Source organism: Marinobacter segnicrescens (genome assembly GCF_900111555.1).
GTDB classification, from domain to species: domain Bacteria; phylum Pseudomonadota; class Gammaproteobacteria; order Pseudomonadales; family Oleiphilaceae; genus Marinobacter; species Marinobacter segnicrescens.
The window spans coordinates 203644-220197 of sequence record NZ_FOHZ01000001.1 but is presented as its reverse complement, the minus strand read 5'-3'; the positions used below and the strand labels follow the sequence as shown (position 1 = coordinate 220197).

Here is a 16554-nt window from a genome sequence, read left to right as displayed (position 1 = left end):
TCACGCGGTATTCCTGCATGAGTAACCTGAAGCACACGCTTTTCTGGATGTCCCTTTTCCTGGCCATTGTGGTGGCAGTATGCGCGGCAATCTACCGGCCGCTGCAGACAGCCTTCATGGCGAACTGGGTATTCAACCTGCTGATCCTCCTCGTTCTCCTTGTCGGTATTGTGCTCACTTATCGCCAGGTGCTCGTGTTGTTCCCCGAGCTGCGCTGGGTAGCCCAGTTTCGGACCGGGCATTCCGGGCTCTCCGTGCTCCAGGAGCCTCGCTTGCTGAAGCCACTGGCCCGGCAGTTGGGAGAAGACACCAAGCGCGACCAGTTCCGCTTGTCCACCCTGTCCCTGCGGACGGTGCTCGATGGCATCCACAGCCGGATGGACGAGCAGCGGGAAATTACCCGGTATTTCATCAGCCTGTTGGTCTTTCTCGGCCTGCTTGGTACCTTCTGGGGCCTGCTTGGCACGATTAACGCGGTTGGAGCGGTGATTGGCGACCTCAATATGGATCAGGGCGATTTTGGTGCCGTGTTTGCAAACCTCCAGGGTGGTTTGCAGGAGCCACTCAAAGGCATGGGGACCGCGTTCAGTTCCTCGCTGCTGGGTCTTGGAGGCTCCCTCATCCTGGGGTTCCTTGATATCCAGGCCGGGCATGCCCAGAACCGGTTTTACGACAACCTGGAAGAGTGGCTTACCGGGGTGACCGACCTGGTGGGTGGTGTCGACAGCATGGAGGCCCAGCCGGCCCGGGCGTCTGATGACCTGGAGCGACTGGCCGTCGAAAACCAGCGGCTCAGAGACCAGTTGGCGGACCGGGAGTAAGCGCCCATGATCGGCTATCGACGCCGCAACCGCAGTGCGGTCAATATCTGGCCGGGCTTTGTTGACGCCCTCTCGTCCCTGCTGATGCTGGTTATCTTCATGTTGCTGGTGTATGTGGTCAGCCAGCTTTACCTCTCCCAGACCCTGTCTGACCGGGACACGGAGTTGGCCCGCCTCAACAGCCGCTTGCAGGAAATTTCTGCGTTACTGGGCCTGGAACAGGGCCGAACCGAGGCACTTGAGCGGGAGATGCAGCGGGTCCAGGACCAGCTCGGGGCGTCACTGGCCCTGAATGATGAACTGGAAGTGGAGCTGGAAGAGGCCCGGGACGAGTCGCTGGGGCGGCTCAATGATATCGAGGCCCAGTCCATGCAGATCGCAGAGCTGGAGGATTCAGTGGCCCGGGCCCGTAAACAGCTGGACGAGAAGGAGCTGCTTTCGGCCACCCAGCGGGCCATGTTGCAGCAGCTGTCCAACCGTATTGGCCAACTACAGGCCCAGTTACAGCAGATCGCCACTGCACTGGAGATGCAGGAGGTTGAGACGGCTGAGAAAGAGGCGGAATTGCAGGAAGTCAGCCAGCGGCTGAATACCCTGCTGGCGGAGCGGGTCAACCAGTTGCAGCGTTACCAGTCTGAATTCTTCGGGCGCCTGCGGGAAATCCTGCAGGATAATGAGAACATCCGGGTGGTGGGTGACCGCTTCCTGTTGCCCTCGGAGCTGCTGTTTGGCTCCGGTTCGGCAGACCTGGGGCCATCCGGCCGGGCTGAGCTGGACAAGCTGGCAAACGTGCTGCTCGACGTGGCTGGGCGCATACCAGACGATATCGACTGGATTCTTCGAATTGATGGCCATACCGACCGGATTCCCATCAATACCGCAGAGTTCCCCTCCAACTGGGAGCTGTCCACGGCCAGGGCGGTGGCGGTTGTGCGCTACCTGGCGGACAAGGGCGTGCCGGAGGGTCGCATGGCCGCCGCTGGTTTCGGTGAATTCTTCCCGGTGGCGGAAGGCCGTACCGAAGAGGCTCTCCGCCAGAACCGGCGCATCGAGATCAAGCTGACGTCCCGCTGATGCGGGCATCGCCGGTGCGTTTGGGGCCGACGATGACTGCCGCTTGCAGGGGCTGGTTACGCCCGTACCGGGACATGCGGTCGAAGATCCGGCGGTCAACAGGCAGATACTGGTTGTCAGCGATGGTTTCGCCTTCCTCGACGTCCACTTCCGGGTCATGGAGATAGACGAACTGCTCGTCGACGGCGCAGACGGTTACCCAGTGGGGCACCCGGCTGCGGTTCAGTTGCCAGGTGCTGATCAGTATCACCGGTACCTGGCCTTCTCGCAGGGCCCGTTCGATTTCTTCAAGGGTCAGGGGGTCGTGGTGCAGCTCGATACCGGTCTGACCGATGTCGTGCAGGAAACCCTCATGGACCAGCTCCAGAACCCGTTTCTTGTCATCATTGCGCACCGTTTCCCGGAACAGGGGGCCTTCCTGGCTGATCCATGCCGTGGCGTTGTAACCGCGATTCCAGGCGGCCAGGGCCAGGCCGTGGGGGCCACAACCGCCGTGCCCGGCGAGCATGAAGATGGTAGTGGCCTCCCGCCAGATGCGAAGCTCTTCCAGGGTAGTCAGGGATTGGTCATGGGCTACCGCCGCCATCGCCATCAACAGTGATGCGGGGCCACAGGTAAAGTCCGTGGTCTGGGGGTAGTAGGGTACCTCCGGGAATTCTGCAGACGGCTCATAGAACAGGATTCGTCTCTCAAACCGCAGCGCATCGCCGTGATCCTCGTAGTAATCCCGCAGCGTGCCGAACTGACGATAGCCCAGGCGCTCATACAGTGCGATCGCGCCATGGTTATCGGTGCGCACTTCCAGGCGCATCAGAATACGCCCGACGTCAGCAGCCTGTCGCTCCGATTCCCGCACCAGGGCTTCGCCCAGACCTTCGCCGCGTCGTTCCGGGGCCACCGCAATGGAATAGATCCTGGCCAGGCGGGTGTTGGCTTTCATCAATACCAGGCTGTAGCCGGCCAGCTCTCCTCCCTGTTCCGCCAGGACCAGGCGATCACGGGGCATATCGATAAAGCGGCGGAAACTGCGGCGGGAAATACGATCGTCCCGGAAACACCGGTTCTCCAGCGCGACGAGGGCATCGATATCGGCCAGTGAGGCGTTACGGAAAGTAGTCCTGGTCATAGTGACAGCCGCCAGCAGAGGGTGGAAACGCCGCTATTATGGGTGACAGGGCTCGTACCGGATAGCGCCCTGTCATGCGTAAAAGCACGCATCCGGTGACGATTGCCGAAACCGGTTACTGGTACTACTGTAGCCAACATTGCGTTCACGGGTGAACGCCTTTGCCTGTGCTGGCCGGGAGGCCTCTTCTGATGTCACGATTGCTGCTTGTTGTGGACCATGCCAGGGACTGGGCGCCGTACTATCCCAGTGAGGATCTGCTGACCTTCGATCAGTACCTGCAGTTTTCAGCGCCGGCACACAGCCGGGTACGGGTCATCAACCTCTGCCAGAGTGCCCGCTACCTGAGTCAGGGGTACTACTGTTCCCTGCTGGCAGAGGCCCGGGGCCACCACGTGGTGCCCTCGGTCATGACCCTGAATGACCTGGGGCGCAAGGGTTTGTTCTCGCTGCAACTGGAAGAGTTGGATCCCTCAGTGATCCAGTGGCTGGACCAGGCAGCGAGGGATGAGGTGCCGGACAGCAAGGGTGGCCGTAATGTAAGGGTGCGCACCTTCTTTGGCCAGGCCGAGGTGCCCGATCTCAAGCCAGTGGCGCGGGCCCTTTTTGAACGTTTTCCATGCCCGATCCTTGAAGTGTCCTTCCGGTACCGCAAAGGCAAGGGTTGGCAGATTGATGCCATGAAGCCGGGTGCCCCGGCGGACCTGACGGAAGCCCAGCAGGATGCCTTCGCCGCAGCCCTGGACCGGTTCAGTAGTATCGTCTGGCGCAAGCCCCGCACCCGCAGGCGATACCGTTTCGACCTGGCGATGCTGGTCAACCCGGAAGAAGACATGCCCCCCAGTGACGAAGTGGCCCTGGGCCGCTTCGAGAAGGCCGGGCGCAAGCTGGGTATCAATGTGGAGCGAATCACCCGCCGGGATTACATGCGCCTGCCGGAGTACGACGGGCTGTTTATCCGGGAGACCACGGCCATTGACCACCACACCTATCGTTTTGCCCGCAAGGCGGAGGCAGAAGGCCTGGTGGTGATTGACGATCCGGTTTCCATCCTGCGCTGTACCAACAAAGTGTTCCTGGCGGACCTGCTGAAAACCAACAAGGTTCCTACGCCACGAACGCTGATCCTGTCAAAGGACCAGAAAAACGCAGCGAGCCAGGTGATTGAGCAGCTGGGCTTGCCGGTGGTGGTCAAGATCCCGGACGGGGCGTTTTCAAAAGGGGTACTCAAAGCCCGGGACGAGAAAGAGCTGAGGGAAGCGCTGAAGACCCTGTTCCGCCAGTCCGCACTGGTGCTGGCCCAGGAATACCTCTACACCGACTACGACTGGCGTATCGGGGTACTCGGAGGGCGGGCCATCTACGCCTGCAAGTATTTCATGGTCAAGGGGCACTGGCAGATCTACCAGCACGGGGAAGCCAAGCAGGTGGACAGCGGCGACTTTGATACCTTGCCCACCTACGAAGTCCCCAGGAACGTGGTCCAGGCTGCCCTGAACGCAACCCGGCTGATCGGCAATGGCCTCTATGGCGTAGACATCAAGCAATCCGGGAACCGGGTGGCGGTGATCGAGGTGAACGACAACCCCAGCATAGACTCCGATGTGGAAGACAGGTTCCTTGGGGGAGAACTCTACACGCTTGTCATGCAGGAATTTCTCTCCCGCATGGAGGCCAAGCGCCGGTAGGCCGCCGTAGTTGGGATCGTTTCCCCGATAGTGGGCCGGATTCAGCCTGGCTGCCAGACTCTCAGGCTGCCCAGCCAGGCGGGGGAGTCAAGCCTTGCCATCACAGTGTCCCCAGAAAGGGGGTGTGGCGGGGATTCGTCGAGGAAAAGCTCTACGTGTACCTGATTGCCAAGATAGTGCAGGCGCAGGTGGTGCCGGGTTTTGTCCAGTTCCGGAACCTGCCCGCGTAACCACTCGCGGATCGACTTGCGAGACGGCAGTTCGGGGTTGGTAATGATGCCTTGCTGGTCATTCTCGGCGTCAATATGGAAATTGATGTCGCGGATCTCAGGCAGGGTTTCGCGCATGCGCCGGATGACCTGCATGCCCACCTGGTGGCCTTCTGACACGCTGATTTCCGGCTTTACCACAAGGTGTACATCCACCAGGATATCGCTGCCCATGCGCCGGCTGCGCAGGTCATGGACATTCCGTACTCCCTCCGTTTCCATGGCCGCAGAGCGCAGGCGCTGGGTGTCTTGGTCAGATAGGCCGGTATCCACCAGCTCCCTGACGCTGCTCCAGGTAAACTGCCAGCCAACATGGGCAATAATGATCGCAATGATGATAGCTGCCAGGGCGTCAAGCCAGGGGAAGCCGGCCATGGCACCTATGGCGCCCACCAGTACGACGACCGACGAAAAGGCGTCGGTACGGCTATGCCAGGCATTGGCGACAATCAGGTCCGAGCGTATTTCTTCACCCACTTTACGGGTGTAGCGGAAGATCCATTCCTTGCCGAGAATCGACAGGGCTGCAATCACCAGTACGGGCCAGCCAGGAATCGCCAGTTCATTGGACGTGAGTACCCGCCACAGGTTGTCCCAGGCGAGGGCGCCGCCAATCGCGATCAGGAAGCTGCCCAGGATCATCGTGCCAAGGGTTTCGAAACGCTGGTGCCCATAAGGGTGGTCCGCGTCTGGCCCCCTCCTGGAGAGCTTCATGACCACAAGGACGACCAGGTCGGATGCCACATCGGTGAAAGAGTGGATGCCGTCCACAAACAATGCCTGGGAGTTGAACAGCAGCCCTACGATACATTTAAGGAGACCAAGCACGGCATCCAGTATCATCCCGATGACGGTCACCCGGGAGGCGGCGCGGTACTCTCCGTCCAGGCGATGCTGGTGGCTGGCAGACATGTCAACTCCTGTAAAATGGACTTGCTTTTGAGATCTGCGTCACAGAACTGTGTTCGTTTTATGCACAAGAACCGTGTACGGATATTCGATTGCTAAAGCGTAGCGTAAAGCCTGAATCAATGCGTTGACTAATATAAAATCATGAAAATAAAAGAAAAAATAACTGGTTAAAAAATGATCAATTTGCAGGGGGCGGCTTGAGGCAAGGGATCAGCCCGGTTGAAAGGCGATTTTCAACAGAGTTATCCACAGAATTCGTGGAAAAGGTCACAAGACCTTAACCAGACAGTCATTTAGAGGTCATCGCGATGCAACAGAAGCCACTGTGGAAAACTTCCGCTATACTCGCTGCCCGTTCACAAGGCGCGAAATAATACCAGAAGATTTCACAAGGTCACGTTGTTTTGCCGGTTTTCTGACCAGCGCCGTAGTCGCGATATCAACCAGGGTCTTCTATGTATACGTTGCTTCGCAGGATTTTGTTCACCTTGCCTCCGGAAACCGCTCACCGGGTTGCGCTGGCCGGCCTGGATGTGGCCGCGGCCAGCGGCCTGCTGAAGGCCCTGATCCCGCCGCCGGCCAACCTGCCTGTCAAGGTTATGGGGCTGGACTTTCCCAACCCGGTGGGGCTGGCGGCGGGGCTGGACAAGAACGCAGACCACCTGCTGGGGCTGGGTGCCCTGGGCTTCGGTTTCATTGAAGTGGGGACCGTCACGCCACAGCCGCAACCAGGAAACCCGTCTCCCCGTATGTTCCGCCTGCCGGAGCACCATGCAATTATCAATCGCATGGGCTTCAATAATGAGGGCCTCGATCACCTGGTAGCCCGGGTGGCCAAGCGCCGCTATGCCGGTGTGCTCGGAATCAACGTAGGCAAGAACAAGGACACGCCTGCCGAGGAGGCTGAGTCGGATTACCGAAAGGGTATTGCCGCTGTCTACGATTACGCCGATTACATTACGGTCAATGTCTCTTCTCCCAACACACCGGGATTACGCGACCTCCAGTTTGGCGACTCCCTCAGGCAGTTACTGACGGCAATAAAGGAAGAACAGGGGATCCAGCACCAGGCAACCGGCCGCTACGTTCCTCTGGCGGTAAAGATCGCTCCGGATATGGACGACGAGGAAATCCGGTTTGTGGCGAATGCATTGCTCGAGGCGGGAATTGATGGTGTTGTGGCCACCAATACCACCATCAGCCGAGAGGCGGTGAAAGGGCACCGGCATGCAGGCGAGGCGGGGGGCCTGAGTGGTGACCCGGTTCGTGAACCTTCCTTGCGAGTGATCCGGGGGCTGTATCAGGTTCTCGGCGATGAGATCCCTATTATTGGTGTTGGCGGTATCGGGGATGGTGGGAGTGCTGCGGAGAAGATCCGCGCGGGTGCGCGCCTGGTCCAGGTGTATACAGGCTTTATCTACCGTGGACCGGCATTGGTGAGGGAGTCGGTAGAGGCGATCCGGGCATTGAAGGCGGGTCATCAGGCGTAGCGAGGCAGAGTCTGACGGACGCACAAAATAAAGGGCCCGCTGAGCGGGCCCGTGCGGGGAATAAACCCCGTGGCGACATGCTTATGTCTGGTTCGGGTCGGGTGGACCCGATTTCAGGTTCCGGCAGTTGATGGAGGGGAGCCGGTGCGCCCCTGCAGAAAACCAGATTGTCAGTTTGTATAGTCCGTCAGTGTGACGACGCCTTGATTTCGTTCTGTGTTATGTGTCCGCCTGAAAGCGGCAAGTCTCTGGTCGTACTTTCACTAAAGTACTGAAAAAACATCCGTCAGAGACATTCTTCCAGCCCGGAGCACGCGGGGTTGTCCAGGGTGACCGTCAGGTCGTGCCGTTGACGGCAAGCCTGTGAATGCCGGAAACGCCGGTCATACCCTCCCAGTTATCGGTGCGTCCTTCCCGCCACCCGTTCAGCCATTCCTGCCTTATTTCTGGCTGGTCCAACGGGCAAGTGTCCTTGGATTTACCGGACACGCCGGCCTGGTATCCCCGCTTGAATGCGCGAGCGTACATGTCTCTTTTCTGTCTTTTCATGCCGTTCCTCACCTACATGGATTTACAGAACAAGCGTGTACACGTCTGCCAGTGTGCGATGAAAGAAACCCTTGAAAAACAAGACCCTCAAGGTCCCCGGTTACTTTCTGACAAGGCAGTCAGGATCCTGAATCAGGGAGGCCACCTGGCGCTCCCCTTTATTTGACGCGTCTATGACACCCTATGATGAATCTGGTGGCGGAGTACAGTACTTATTTCATCTATGTGACCGCACCTTTATGTTTATGTGAAATAACCAGGGTCGGTTACCATGCGCTACCCTGACTCTTTGACACCCAATCCCCACACCGGCGTCCCGCAAACCAGGGGCGAGGTGCTGATCCGGAGGTTCCAGTGACCGAGCAATACGAATTTTTTGTGACCTGTCCCAGAGGCATGGACAATCTGCTGCAGGCGGAGCTGGCCTCGTTCGGATTGGAACCCCTGAAGACGGCACCTGCCGGCGTATGGGTTCGGGGCGGGCTCGCCGAAGGTTACCGTGCCTGTCTCTGGTCCCGGCTGGCTAACCGGGTGCTGTTGCACCTGGCAACGGTGGATGCCCGCACCAACGAATCCCTTTACCAGGGTGTCCATGAGATACCCTGGGAAGCCCACCTGGCGGTAACCGGCAAGTTTCGTGTGGTGTTTACCGGGACCAACGAGCTCATCCGTAACACGCAATATGGCGCCCAGAAAGTAAAGGATGCGGTTGTTGACCGGCTCCGGGGGAAGGGCACGGTGCGTCCCAGCGTGGACGCAAAGGATCCGGACATTACCGTGTCAGCTCGCCTGCACCGGGGAGAGCTGGACATAGCTGTTGACCTGAGTGGCGATAGCCTGCACATGCGGGGCTATCGCACAGAGAAGGGGATCGCCCCGATAAGGGAGAACCTCGCGGCAGCGCTGCTGATGCGTGCAGGCTGGCCGGACATTGCCGCAGAGGGTGGGGACTTCATTGATCCCATGTGCGGTTCCGGAACGCTGGTGATCGAGGCGGCCATGATGGCCCTGGACCAGGCGCCGGGAAGGCTGCGCAAGACCTTCGGCTTTGAGCGTTGGCTGGGCCATAAGCCGGAAACCTGGATGGAGTTGCGCCAGGAGGCGGAACGCCGGGCCTGGGAGGGCAAGCAGGGCCGGATACCCCGTTTTGTCGGCTACGACCAGGACAGCCGGGTGATTGCCACCGCCTGGCGTAACATTGCCCGGGCAGGGCTGGACGGTATCATCCACGTGGAGGCAAGGGCGGTGGCAGACTTCCACCGGGACGGACAGTGGGCATCTGAGGGCCTGGCCCTGGTCAACCCGCCCTATGGTGAGCGCCTCAGTGAACGGCGCGAGCTGGGAAGCCTTTACCAGGCCCTGGGAGAAGCCGTCCGTGAACACTTGCCTGGCTGGCGTCTGGGGGTCTTCACCGGTGCCCCTGAGCTGGGGCACTCCCTTGGCCTGCGGAGCCATAAACAGTACCGGTTCTTTAATGGCAAGATACCCGCCCAGCTGCTGTTGTTCGATATTAACGAGGGCAATATCGTCCGTCCGAGGGATGTCACAGCGCCGGGAGAGATCCGCGCGAAGATCAGCCACCCCGAGCGGGCGCAGATGCTCGCCAACCGTCTGAAGAAAAACCTGAAAGCCCTTGGCCAGTGGGCCCGCAAGCAGAATATCCAGTGCTATCGCCTGTACGATGCGGATATGCCGGAATTTTCCATGGCGATCGATATCTACGGCGACCGGGTTCATGTGCAGGAGTACGCCGCCCCGAAATCGGTAGACGAGAAAAGTGCCAGGGAGCGGCTGGCGGAAGCGCTGGCGGTCATACCCGAAGCACTGGGTGTATCTCCGGAACAGGTGGTGTGCAAACAGCGCCAGCGCCAGACCGGAACCCGCCAGTACGAAAAGCAGGACGCTACCGGCGAGTTCATGGAAGTGGACGAGCTTGGCAGTCGCCTGAAGGTCAATCTGAGGGACTACCTGGATACCGGCCTGTTCCTGGATCATCGCCCGGTACGACGCTGGATTCGAGACCATGCCCGCAACAGGCGATTCCTCAACCTGTTCTGCTACACCGGTGCTGCCACGGTGCAGGCGGTGGCTGGGGGCGCCAGCCGGTCACTGAGCCTGGATATGTCCAACACCTATGTGGATTGGGCCCGGGACAATCTGGCGCTCAATGGCGCAGATCCGAAGAAACACGTGGTTGAGCAGGCGGATTGTCTGAAATGGCTGGCGGACAAGCCGGCGGCGGATCAGCGTTTCGACCTGATTTTCATGGACCCGCCGACCTTCTCGAACTCTGCCCGTATGCAGGGGGTTCTCGATATCCAGCGGGACCACGGCAAACTGATCCACCAGGCCATGTCCCGGCTGACGGCCGACGGCGTGCTGATCTTCTCCAACAATTTCCGGCGTTTCCGGCTGGATGAGGGCCTGGACGAGCTGTTCGAGGTGGAGGATGTGACCCCGGCCACCCTGGACCGGGACTTCCAGAGGAATCCCCGGATCCATCAGTGCTGGCATATCCGTCACAAGGTGTGATGGTCACCACTCATCGTTATGGTGGTCTGCGTCCGGAGCCTCGATAAGGCCTTCCTGACGGGCGAGCAGGAGCAGGGCGTAGACGCCGTTTTCCGGCAGTTGGGGCTCCAGGCCCTGTTCGAACATGAGGTCCCGCCGGTGGTCTTCGAGGGCATCCCGGTCCAGGCCCGGTATCAGGTCGTCCAATGGTGCCAGCTCGAAGGGCACGGGCATGGCGACGGCGTCGAAGATCAGGTCGATCAGGATTTCGTCCGGGTCGAGGCCGTCGGTGTAGACCTGCTGGTCGGGCAGGTCTTCGTGGAGTGCCCGGGCCAGTTCGATGAGGGGGACGCCCTGTTCCCGCAGGTACCGGAGTTCGTCTTCGGCCAGTTCGGCATCCTGGGGCAGCCAGCTTTCGTCCGGTTCGATGACGACGGTTTTCATTCGGCCATCGGCGAGGCTCCAGGCGATGGCGGTGGGGAAGAAGAGGTCGTCGTTCTGGAAGTATTCGATGTCCAGAAAGTGGGGGATGCCCTGCGGCATATTGGCTCCTAAGTATTCGATGATCAGCGACTGCAAGCTAACAGTCTACCCGAGAAGTAAGGCACGGTGTTGGGGGGAGGTTTCCAGGACCGTCGAAAACAGGGATGTTTTCGTCGAGCTTACAGGGATGTATTCACAGCGTGTCCTGGAAACCTCCCCCCAATGGCGGGCCGTCAGGGTAGCACCGTATTCGAGTTCTAGACTATGTAGGCCTGGGAGTGCGTGCCAGGGGCCAGGGAGCGGTATAATTTTCCGGGACACGCCGTGGATCCGTCCATGGAGGCTCTTCAAAAACGTCCCTGTTTTTGAAGGTCCCGGAAAATCATCCCCCACCCTGTCCCTCCAACAGAGGGGTGGCCTCTAATTCAGAATAAGCTTTAAAGCTGAAAACCAACTTAGTGTTCGCCGAACATTTTGCCCACTGATCACCTGCAGCTCGAGTGTGGCTGTAAGCTTAACCCCTCAGTAGAGTACACCCCGGTCCCCATGAGATACTCCCTTCAACTGAATTCCCGTGCGAGTCTTTGAGAACCTATGGAACACACCAGCTTTAACCAGAAACTGCTCGAATTCCTTTCCGCTTCACCAACCCCCTGGCACGCAACCCGCAACATGGCCCAAACCCTGGACAAGGCCGGGTTCCAGGTCCTGGATGAACGGGAGGAGTGGAACCTGCAGCAAGGTCAGGGTTACTACGTCATCCGAAACGGCTCATCCATTGTTGCCTTCCGGACCGGTAAGCGGTCGCCGCTGGAGGCGGGTGTCCGTATGGTCGGTGCGCATACCGACAGCCCCTGCCTGAAGGTGAAGCCCAACCCCGAACTGCGTCGTAAAGGGTTCTACCAGTTAGGGGTGGAAGTCTACGGTGGTGTACTGCTCAACCCCTGGTTTGACCGGGATCTGTCACTGGCGGGGCGGGTAACCTTGCTGGACGGGCAGGGCCGGGTTCAGGACCGGTTGGTGGATTGCCGGCGGCCGGTGGCGTTTATCCCCAGCCTGGCGATTCACCTGGACCGGGACGCCAACAGCAGTCGTTCCATCAATGCCCAGACGGATCTGCCCCCGGTGTTAATGCAGGCTCCAGATGATGACAAGACGGCGTTTAACGACCTGCTCGAGGCGCAGGTACTCAAGGAGTACCCGGAGCAGTCCATCGGCAAGGTGCTGGGTTATGAGTTGAGTTTCTACGATGCCCAGCCGGCCAGTTTGTCCGGCCTCCGGGACGAGTTTATTACCTCTGCGCGGCTGGATAACCTGCTCAGTTGCTACATTGGCCTGCAGTCGCTGCTGGATTCAACCGGTGATGAGCCGGCACTGCTGGTGTGTAACGACCATGAAGAAGTGGGCAGTATGTCGGCAGAAGGGGCTCAGGGGCCGTTCCTGTCGTCGGTGCTGGACCGCTGGTGCGGTGCGGAGAACCGTAGCCGGGTGATCGCCCGTTCCATGATGATCTCTGCTGACAACGCCCACGGCGTGCACCCCAACTACAGTGACCGGCATGACGAAAACCATGGTCCGCTGCTGAACCAGGGACCGGTGATCAAGGTTAACCACAACCAGCGCTACGCCACCAACAGCCGCTCAGCGGCCCTCTACCGGCATATCAGTGACGAGCTGGGCCTGCCGCACCAGACGTTTGTGGTGCGCAGTGACATGGGCTGTGGCAGCACGATCGGACCTATTACGGCGGGTAACCTTGGGGTGACCACCCTGGATATCGGTGTGCCCCAGCTGGGCATGCACTCGATCCGTGAGCTCTGCGGCACCCGGGACGGTTATACCCTGTACCAGGTGCTCAAGGGGTTTATGGGGTGGCCAGAGGTGAACTGACCACCCGCGCTGTCAGCCCTTCTGATGGATTCGGGAGGCCAGTTCCCTGGCTTCCCGGGCCATGCTTTCCAGTTCCGGTACCCGGCGCAGGTTCTCTTCGGCACTGGTACGCATGTTCTCCGCGGTTTCCGAAACATCCGTGACGTTGCGATTGATGTCATCTGAAACGCTGGTCTGCTCTTCGGCCGCGGTGGCTACCTGGATGGTGGCGTCGCTGATCTGTTTCATGCGGTCGTTGATGCCGGCGAGGGTCTGACGGACGGCGTCTACCGCCTCACTGGTCTCGCCGGCAACGATTTCACTGGCGCGCATGAACTCGGTGGCGTCGTTGGAGCCCCGGGTGATGGTGTCCACGATGGTATCGATACGCGTGGTTGCCTCCTGGGTCTTGGCCGCCAGGCTTCGCACTTCGTCTGCCACCACCGCAAAGCCGCGACCTGCCTCGCCGGCCCGGGCCGCTTCGATGGCCGCATTCAGGGCCAGCAGGTTGGTCTGGTCGGCAATTTCGCGGATCACGCCCATCACTTCGCTGACCTTCCGGCCGTCGCCTGCCAGGCGCTCCACAGTTGCGGCTGATTGGCGGATCTGGTCGCTCAGCCGGCCCATGCTGTGTGTCGCCTGTTGTGTACGGTTGTCAGCGTCATCCACCTCGGCGGTGGCTTCCCGGGTCTCCACGGAAACCGAAGTGGCGTGGTTGGCGACGTCCTAGGCGGTGGCAGACATTTCGTTCATCGCTGTGGCGATCTGCTCGATGCGCTGGTGGGACAGGTCGGAATGGTTCGCGACCGCCTGGGCGTTGCTGCGGAGACTCTCGCTGGTACTGGAAAGCTGCTCTGCAAAGCGTCCCATAAGGGCTCCGGTCTCAGACAGGAAGGCATGCAGGTTACGTGCTGCATCAGCCAGGCGGCCGAGTTCGTCCTCGCGTCGCAGGGTGGCCGGATCTGAAAGGTCGCCTTCGCCCAGGCTGTGAAGTTGGGCCGTCAACGTACGGACCGGTCGCACTACGGAGCGGGATAGCACCAGGATGCACAGAAGGGTTCCTGCGATGATGGACAGCAGCATCAGCGACCCGATAAGGGTGGTGTTGCGGCTGACGGATTCGTTCAGGGCGGACGCCTGCGTCAACGCCTGCTCACGGATCAGCGTAGACGCTTCTTCGATCAGTTGAGCCGGCTCACGGTCAATGCCCTGCACAGCCTGGTCACCGGCCTGGTGGTCATAATTTGACCGGCTGAAGGCTTCGAAGCCTTCCCGGTAGGCCAGGCCCATACGCTGGTGGGCGTCCCGGAAACGACTCATCAGGTCCCTGGCTTCACCGTTCTGGAGCCGGGGTAGGAGGTCGCCCAGTGCCTGTTGAATGCTGGTCTCCTGCTGCTGGAACTGGCGCCAGTACTTGTTCCGCTGGTCACTGTCACTGCCACGGATCAGCACGTTCTTCCATTCCTGAACCTGGGTCTTGAACTGATTGAGGATGTCTTCAGCTTCCAGGGCGTTGACCATCTGGTCGCTGGCCAGGGCGTGGTATTCCCGGTTCGAACTCAGCGAGTGACTGAAGTAAAGCAGGGCACAGATAGCAACCAGCAGGTTAGCTGCCAGGACAACGGAGAGGACTCGGGCGAGAATACTTCTGGAAAACAGGGACATTAGTGGTCTGGCGCTCCATGGCAAGGCGGGCATATGGTGGAGTTAACGGCCGTGGCACGGATTTCTTGAGCGTTAGTAAGCGGGTATTTTCCGAGTTCAGGAGATGGCAGTGGATGTGGGAGGGAGGCGAGCTACGAGCAAAATAAAAAGCCGCCAACCTTGTAAAAGGTGGCGGCTTTTCGGAATATGGCTCCCCGACCTGGGCTCGAACCAGGGACAAACGGATTAACAGTCCGTTGCTCTACCAACTGAGCTATCGGGGATTGGCGTCGAGATGGCGCGCATATTAAGGTCTTTGGGGGGTGGGGTCAAGCCCCTGAAAACACAGGATTCGAATTTTCACCATGTCTGAAACAGCGGTATCCGCAAGTCCTGAACAGGCACCGGCGGAGGTGGCTTCCACGACGCCTTATCGGGCTCCATTGCTGCTTCGTAGTGGCCACGCCCAGTCTATCTGGCCCAGCCTCTTCCGGCGGGTGGACCTGCGTGAGCCCGAAGCGGAAGCGATTGTCACACCAGACGATGATGAACTCTGGCTGGACTGGTACCGGCAGGGTTCGGATCGGGTGGTCGTTGTCTGCCACGGGCTGGAAGGGCACAGCCGGCGCCCCTATGTGCAGGGACTTGCCCGTGCACTGTTGGCGACAGGCTGGGATGTACTGGCCTGGAACTATCGCTCCTGTGGCGGTGTCATGAATCGTCAGCCCCGGTTCTACCACAGCGGCGCTACCGAAGACCTCGATGTGGTGGTTCGCCATGGCCTGGGCCAGGGTTACCAGGCCATGGCGCTCGCCGGTTTCAGTATGGGCGGTAACCTGGCGCTGCAATACCTTGGCGAGCAGGGTGAAAGGGTGGACAGCAGGATTGCCGGTGCGGTGACCTTCTCAGTCCCCTGCGACCTGGCCGGGGGCGCTGATGTATTGGCGCTCCCGAGCCGTCGGCTGTATATGTCCCGCTTTATCCGGGACCTGAAGCCCAAGATGGCCGAAAAGGCCCGGCGCTTCCCCGAGCTGATCACCATGGAGGGCTATGACCGCATCCGCACCTTCCACCAGTTTGATGAGCGGTATACGGCACCGCTTCATGGCTTCGCCAGCGCGCAGGATTACTGGCACAGGGCGTCGTCCCTGTTTCGCCTGAGGGATATCCGGGTGCCCGCGCTCATAGTGAACGCCGCCGACGATCCTTTCCTTTCACCCGCCTGTTTTCCCGGAGATCCGGGAGTCCTCGGTGCGTGGACGCAACTGGAGACTACCCGCCATGGCGGGCACGTGGGATTTGTGCAGTACGGCCGTGGTGGCTGGTACTGGTCCGAGCAGCGGGCCGTGGATTACCTTGGCGCGCTCGTCCGTTAGACATGGCTCTGCAGGGGCGGCCAGGCAAACTACCGGCTGGCGGATGCTGTTTCCTGCAGGAGCGGCTGAAGGTGCGGCCAGACGTTTTCCAGCAGGAGTGGCTGGGCTTCGCTGGTAGGATGAATGCCATCATCCTGCATCAGGCCATCGCCATTGTAGATTCCGTCCAGAAAGAAGGGAACCAGGGCCGTGTCATACTGGTCTGACAGGTTTGGGTACATCTCGGTGAACAGGCGGGTATAACTGGCGCCATAGTTGGGAGGAATCTGCATACCGACCAGCAGTACACGGGCACCGGCCTGCTGGGAGGCTTTAATCATGGCCGACAGGTTGTCCCGGATGACCGGCGGCTGGAAGCCCCGAAGGCCATCGTTGCCGCCCAGTTCGATGATGACAATATCCGGTTGGTGCTTGTCCAGCAGCGCCGGCAGGCGACGGGCACCGCCATCAGTGGTTTCTCCGCTGATGCTGGCATTGACCACCTGCCACTGCTCGTGGTCGTGCTCTTCCAGGCGCTCCCGAAGCAGGTTGACCCAGGCAATTTCTGTTTCCACCCCATAGGCGGCACTCAGGCTGTCGCCCATAACCAGGATGGTCCGGGCTGCAGCGGCACCGGGCAGGACCAGGCAAGCCAGTAACCAGAAAAGCAGAACCGTTGATCTCTGGCGGGAAAATACCGTAGTTATAGAAGCAACCACCGAGTTAACGACCATTAAGCGTCCTCTTGTCTTTCTATCAGGCA

14 protein-coding genes and 1 tRNA gene are annotated in these 16554 nt (G+C 60.0%); 7 read left to right on the top strand and 8 right to left on the bottom strand.

The window, feature by feature from the left end; translation table 11 throughout:
- The first annotated feature begins 17 nt into the window (after positions 1-17).
- The gene (locus tag BM036_RS00995; protein WP_245742393.1) at positions 18-821 is read left to right on the top strand and encodes a flagellar motor protein MotA; all 804 of its coding nucleotides are present in this window, start codon (positions 18-20) and stop codon (positions 819-821) included.
- A gap of 6 nt (positions 822-827) precedes the next feature.
- The gene (locus BM036_RS00990; RefSeq protein ID WP_091848363.1) at positions 828-1895 is read left to right on the top strand and encodes a peptidoglycan -binding protein; all 1068 of its coding nucleotides are present in this window, start codon (positions 828-830) and stop codon (positions 1893-1895) included.
- On the opposite strand, the gene rimI is transcribed toward BM036_RS00990, so the two are convergent.
- Entirely contained in the window at positions 1876-3021 is a 1146-nt protein-coding gene (gene rimI / locus BM036_RS00985) for a ribosomal protein S18-alanine N-acetyltransferase (RefSeq protein WP_091848362.1), read from the bottom strand. The two genes, BM036_RS00990 and rimI, sit on opposite strands and share 20 nt — an antisense overlap.
- A gap of 191 nt (positions 3022-3212) precedes the next feature.
- On the opposite strand from rimI, the gene BM036_RS00980 reads away from it, so the two are divergent.
- On the top strand, positions 3213-4709 hold the full coding sequence (locus BM036_RS00980) for a RimK family protein (RefSeq protein ID WP_091848361.1): 1497 nt from the start codon (positions 3213-3215) through the stop codon (positions 4707-4709).
- Positions 4710-4750: 41 nt separating this feature from the next.
- On the opposite strand, the gene BM036_RS00975 is transcribed toward BM036_RS00980, so the two are convergent.
- Positions 4751-5890 carry a cation diffusion facilitator family transporter gene (locus BM036_RS00975; RefSeq protein WP_091848360.1) on the bottom strand — a complete coding sequence of 380 codons (1140 nt, stop codon included), beginning with the start codon at positions 5888-5890 and terminating at the stop codon, positions 4751-4753.
- Positions 5891-6345: 455 nt separating this feature from the next.
- Between BM036_RS00975 and BM036_RS00970 the strand changes: the two genes are divergently transcribed.
- Positions 6346-7380, top strand: a complete 1035-nt coding sequence (locus tag BM036_RS00970; RefSeq protein ID WP_091848359.1) for a quinone-dependent dihydroorotate dehydrogenase — start codon at positions 6346-6348, stop codon at positions 7378-7380.
- 336 nt (positions 7381-7716) lie between these two features.
- Here the strand turns inward: BM036_RS00970 and rmf are convergent, their stop codons facing one another.
- Entirely contained in the window at positions 7717-7929 is a 213-nt protein-coding gene (rmf, locus tag BM036_RS00965; protein WP_091848358.1) for a ribosome modulation factor, read from the bottom strand.
- Positions 7930-8283: 354 nt separating this feature from the next.
- On the opposite strand from rmf, the gene rlmKL reads away from it, so the two are divergent.
- Complete coding sequence (gene rlmKL / locus BM036_RS00960) at positions 8284-10461, top strand: bifunctional 23S rRNA (guanine(2069)-N(7))-methyltransferase RlmK/23S rRNA (guanine(2445)-N(2))-methyltransferase RlmL (RefSeq protein WP_281246998.1); 2178 nt, start codon at positions 8284-8286, stop codon at positions 10459-10461.
- A gap of 3 nt (positions 10462-10464) precedes the next feature.
- Here the strand turns inward: rlmKL and BM036_RS00955 are convergent, their stop codons facing one another.
- On the bottom strand, positions 10465-10983 hold the full coding sequence (locus BM036_RS00955; protein WP_091848357.1) for a hypothetical protein: 519 nt from the start codon (positions 10981-10983) through the stop codon (positions 10465-10467).
- Positions 10984-11517: 534 nt separating this feature from the next.
- Between BM036_RS00955 and BM036_RS00950 the strand changes: the two genes are divergently transcribed.
- The gene (locus tag BM036_RS00950) at positions 11518-12813 is read left to right on the top strand and encodes a M18 family aminopeptidase (RefSeq protein ID WP_091848356.1); all 1296 of its coding nucleotides are present in this window, start codon (positions 11518-11520) and stop codon (positions 12811-12813) included.
- A 12-nt stretch (positions 12814-12825) separates the two neighbouring features.
- Here BM036_RS00950 and BM036_RS20230 read toward each other — a convergent pair whose 3' ends face one another.
- The 3 genes from BM036_RS20230 to BM036_RS00940 all read right to left on the bottom strand — a co-directional run bounded on the left by BM036_RS20230 (position 12826) and on the right by BM036_RS00940 (position 14720).
- Positions 12826-13488 carry a methyl-accepting chemotaxis protein gene (locus tag BM036_RS20230; protein WP_245742391.1) on the bottom strand — a complete coding sequence of 221 codons (663 nt, stop codon included), beginning with the start codon at positions 13486-13488 and terminating at the stop codon, positions 12826-12828.
- A gap of 30 nt (positions 13489-13518) precedes the next feature.
- On the bottom strand, positions 13519-14457 hold the full coding sequence (locus BM036_RS20225) for a HAMP domain-containing protein (protein ID WP_245742389.1): 939 nt from the start codon (positions 14455-14457) through the stop codon (positions 13519-13521).
- 187 nt (positions 14458-14644) lie between these two features.
- Positions 14645-14720: transfer RNA gene (locus BM036_RS00940), tRNA-Asn, on the bottom strand.
- 81 nt (positions 14721-14801) lie between these two features.
- Here BM036_RS00940 and BM036_RS00935 point away from each other — a divergent pair.
- On the top strand, positions 14802-15812 hold the full coding sequence (locus BM036_RS00935) for a YheT family hydrolase (RefSeq protein WP_091848355.1): 1011 nt from the start codon (positions 14802-14804) through the stop codon (positions 15810-15812).
- Between the two features lie 29 nt (positions 15813-15841).
- On the opposite strand, the gene BM036_RS00930 is transcribed toward BM036_RS00935, so the two are convergent.
- Positions 15842-16525 carry an arylesterase gene (locus BM036_RS00930; protein ID WP_091848354.1) on the bottom strand — a complete coding sequence of 228 codons (684 nt, stop codon included), beginning with the start codon at positions 16523-16525 and terminating at the stop codon, positions 15842-15844.
- Positions 16526-16554: the final 29 nt, after the last annotated feature.